Here is a 4,569-nt window from a genome sequence, read left to right on the forward strand (position 1 = left end):
CGGTCACCCTCGACCGGACTGGTCGTTTCGACGATATCGACGGTGAACGCCGCGGGTTGGAGCACCGTCGCGACGGCGCTCGCTGTCTCGTCTGCACTCCCGACAGTCACGGTGTACTCGCCCGCGTCACCCGCACCGGTCGCGAGTGACAGCGTCTCCGTGACTGTCTCCCCGCCGGCGAGAGTCGTCGTCGTGCTGGTGCCGCCGAGACTTCCGGCGTCGAGTGTGACAGTCTGTGTGTCCGCAACGTCACCGGTGTTCTCGACGGCCGCGTCGACGGTCAGTGTCTCGCCCGCAACGACCGGCGAGTTGATACCGTCGATACCGACAGCAAAGTACGCCGGCTCCTGCACACTGACGGTGGTGTTGCCAGCGTCGTCCGCACCCGAGACGGTGGCGGTGTAGGTCCCCGCGTCGCCGCTGCCCGTGTCCACCGAGAGTGTCAGCGCGGTGGATTCGCCACCGGCCAGCGAGACGGCCGTCGAGTCGGTCCCCAGACCACCCGCGTCGAGCGCAATCGTCTGTGTGTCGCTCACGTCGCCGGTGTTCTCGACAGTGGCCTCGACCGACAGCATCTCACCCTCGACGACGGGTGTGTTCGTGCCGGAGAGAGCCACCGTGAGAGCGCCTGACGCCTGCACGGTCACACCCGTGCTGTCACTGCTGTCCGCGCTCGCGACGGTAACGGTGTAGTTGCCCGCGTCACCGCCCGCCGTGTCGACCGAGAGCGTCACCGCAGTGGATTCGCCGCCGGTCAGCGAGAGGGTTGTCGAATCAGTCCCGAGACCACCCGCATCGAGCGTGAGCGTCTGTGTATCGCCGACATCACCGGTGTTCTCGACGGTCGCCTCAACCGAGAGTGAGTCACCCGTGACAACCGGCGAGTTGGCGCCGGTGATACCGACGGCGAAGGAGGCCGGTTCCTGCACAGTGACGGCGGTACTGTCGGCGTCGTCAGCGCTCGCGACGCTGGCGGTGTAACTGCCCGCATCACCGCTGCTGGCGTCGAGCGTGAGGCTGAGCCCCGTCGACTCGCCGCCGGCAAGCGAAACCGACGTGCCATCGGTCCCGAGGTTCCCGGCGTCGAGGGTCACGGTCTGTGTGTCTGCAACGTCACCGATGTTCTCGATGGTCGCGTCGACGGAGAGCGGTTCACCCTCGACCACCGGCGAGTCGGTGCCGGTGATGTTCACCGCGAACTGTGCGGGTTTCTGCACGGTTACTCCGGTGCTGTTCGTGTCGTCCTCGCTGGCGACGGTGACGGTGTAACTCCCGCTGTCGCCGCTTGCCGTGCCGACCGACAGCGTCCGGGTGGCCGACTCGCCGCCGACGAGTGTCAGTTCGGTGCTGTTCTGGTCGCGATTGAGGTCCGTACTCAGCGTGACGGTTTCTGTGCCGTCGACGTCGCCGGTGTTCTCGGCCGTGAATTCGACAGCGATGTCCTCGCCCTCGACCGGGTTGGTCGCGCTGAGGCTGGTCACCGCGAACGTGGCCGGTTCGAGCACGGTCACGCTCGCGCCTGCCGTGTCGTCGGGGGTGGTGGCCGTCGCGGTGTAGGTGCCCGCGTCACCGCCGGCCGTTCCGACCGAGAGCGTCTGCTCGACAGTGTCGCCCGCGCCGAGGTCAACCGTCGTGCTGGTCTCGCCGAGGGCACCGGCAGTCAGCGTCATCGACTCCGTGCCCGCGGCGTCGCCGGTGTTCGTGACGGCAACGCTCACATCGAGGGTCGAACCCGCCACGACAGGCTCGTTCGTGGACACGATATCGACCTGGAACGCCGCGCTTCCCGGCGTCGAGAGGTACTCGATCGCCGCCGGCACGTCGATGATACCCGACCCGTAGCGCGTGTCACGCTCGCCGGGGGGAGTGCCGACGTCGTCGGGCTTTGTCGCCGTCGCCTCCAGCGCCCCCTTTATTTCGGCGGGTGAGGGGTCGTAATCGACCGCCGACTCGATGAGCGCGACCGCACCCGCGACGTGTGGTGCGGCCATGCTCGTGCCGTAGTTGTTGTAGTACTCGCCGTCCGGCCACGTGCTCTTTATATACCAGCCCGGCGCGGCGACCGTCGGAGCAACGTACTCCGCCGGCCAGTCCGACGGGGCACCATACCAGGCGCTGTCGGTGTCGATGACCTCGCCGGAGGAGAACGACGCAATCTCCCCGGACGGTTTCAGCGCTCCGACACCGATTCCGTCGTACGTGTTCCCCGGGGTACTGCTCGAGCCCTCGTCGCTGTTCCCGACTGATGCGACGACGGTTGTCCCCGCCGCCTCCGCGTTCCGAACGGGGTCGATCATCGAGTCGATGTGGCCGGTCGCACCCAGACTCATGCTGACCACGTCCGCGTCGTTCGCGACCGCCCACTCCATCCCGCCGATGACGGAGCCGAACGACCCGCCCTCGTCTGTGAGGACGCCGCCGTGGTGCAGTTCGGTCCCCGGCGCGACACCGATCTGTACACCGCTCTCGTTCCCGCCGGCCACTGTCCCACTGGTGTGTGTCCCGTGGGTCCCCGAGTCGTACGGAGCCGAGTCGACCTGATCACCGCTTCTGTCGAACTCGGCCCACGCGGAGACGTTGAGGTCTGGGTGACTGGCGTCGACACCTGTATCGAGCACCGTCACTGTCGTCCCCTCACCCTGGGTTCCGTACGTCTCCCAGACCTCGGGCGCACCGATCTGTGACAGGCCCCACGTGGTGTCGGCCATCGTCGTTGGGCCGTCGGCGGTACTGTTGGCCGGGGTCGCCGCGCTGGTCCTGTGTGCCTCTACCTCGACGTTGGCCCTCAGCGCGTCGACGTGGCGGACGCTGGCCAGTTCACGGAGCGACAGTCTGTCCGTGTCGACACTGACCACAACCGCGTTCGTGAGCCAGAACCGATTCTCGACTGTCACGCCCGGTCGGTCCCGAGCGAACGCCACGAGCGACTGCTGGGTGTCGCTCGCGTGGGCCTGCAGTGTCTCGACGCTGGTCGTCTGGTCGCTTTCGGACAGCGAGACGATAACCTCGACACTGCCGTCTGCACTGCGAAGTTCGTCGTCTATCTCGACGCCCGTCTCGACACCCTCCGTTTCGGGGGTGTCGGCGGGCAGATACTCGACATCATCGACGGGCAGGAACTCACCACTATGTGTATCGAACATCTCGCTCTCTGTCGTCTGGACATCCCCGAGCGCGGCCCCGACTGCCACTAAACTGAGCAGACCGAGGCAAAGCAAGAGGATAACCGATCCGTGTTGGTTCACGCTCGGGCTACAGTACAGCCATTTAATAGCGTTGGCGTCAAATTATCGACGCCGATAGCCGTGTTAGTCTTTCTCAGATATATAGAAGAATATATGATTTGTATTACGTAGCGCGGTTAACTTGTTTTGAGAGATATCCTCCGAGATAAAAAACGTTCTAATTACTATTCGTAAGAAATAGAAAGTCGGCCTGAGTGTCATTGATGTGGTCACACTCGTGGTTCGTGTGGCTGAATCCCTGACAGCGCTGTCGGGTCTCCTGTGGGTCGCCGGGGCGATGCTGGAATCTCCTGAACGGAGACACAGACCCGTCGAGTCCGGGTGTGGCAGACAGAGGTTTCTGACCGTTATAGGCACGATAACTTCGCACACGCGCGGAACCGGGAGAGATTGACACTGCCAGTGCTGTGTGTCGGGCAAAAAAAGACCGGAAGAGAAAGAACAGCTACAGCGTGCGGCAAGCGACAACAGGCTCGTTGGGCAGGTCGTCCGGGAAGTCCTCTTCGGGGATATTGTTGTTCGGATCGTCCGGGTCATCGAGGGTCCCGACTTCCTCCGGGAAGTCGATCAGGTTAGCGTAGTCGCTGTCCTCGATACTCGGAATCTCTGTGTTCTCGACCGCATCGACGAAGTCTGAATCGAGATCACCCTTGACCTCACCCCACGTGCTTCCGTCGCATTCGTCTGGAGCGCTCCAGTAGACGAACCCCTCCTTCGGGTCAGCCGCGTTGAGCGGTTCGGAAACCGTATCGCCCGCGTCGATGGCGTTTTGCGTGTCGGCGATTGCCTCGTACTCGTTGGGAGAGTCCCTTATCGCGTATCCCCAGTTCGTCGGGGCGTTCCCAGTGTTCTCGACCGTAATCCGGGTGCCGATGGCCTGGTATTTCCCACTCCCTAGACTGTACGTGGTACAGCTGTAGTCAGCGACCAAGTTCGGGCACTGGGGCTCAGGCCCCGGGTCCCTGCAGCCAGTCTCGTTGACATCCGCGACGAGGCCGATCTCGTCGATCAACTGGTCGCCCTCGGCGGGTTCCGTGATCTCGAAGGAGTCGTCCTCCTTCGTGACCACCTGCACGCCGACACAGACACACTCACCCACCTCGAGCGAGATTGACTCCTCGACGCCATTGAACGTCTGCAGTCCCGGGTCAAGGAGTGCCAAATCGCGGGTGCGTGGGTCGTCGTCGGTGAGTCGTTTTGGCGTCGTCGAGTCGCCGTCCCGCTGGCCCGCATCCACGTACAGGGTGACCCGTCCGGGGTCGGCACCTGTTTTCTCGCTGATCCACAGACAGACCGGTTCTTTGCCCTGGTTGCAGATCTGGAA

General features: G+C 64.0%; 1 protein-coding gene and 1 pseudogene. Both read right to left on the reverse strand.

The features are described from left to right. The coding region (locus tag Q0964_RS16655; RefSeq protein ID WP_299269864.1) for a S8 family serine peptidase at nucleotides 1-3,245 on the reverse strand (3,245 nt) is incomplete at its 3' end. 445 nt (nucleotides 3,246-3,690) lie between these two features. Further along, nucleotides 3,691-4,569 (reverse strand): annotated as a pseudogene (locus tag Q0964_RS16660) (hypothetical protein); the annotation flags it as partial.

Origin of the sequence: Halorientalis sp., assembly GCF_028275115.1 — an archaeon.
GTDB lineage: Archaea > Halobacteriota > Halobacteria > Halobacteriales > Haloarculaceae > Halorientalis.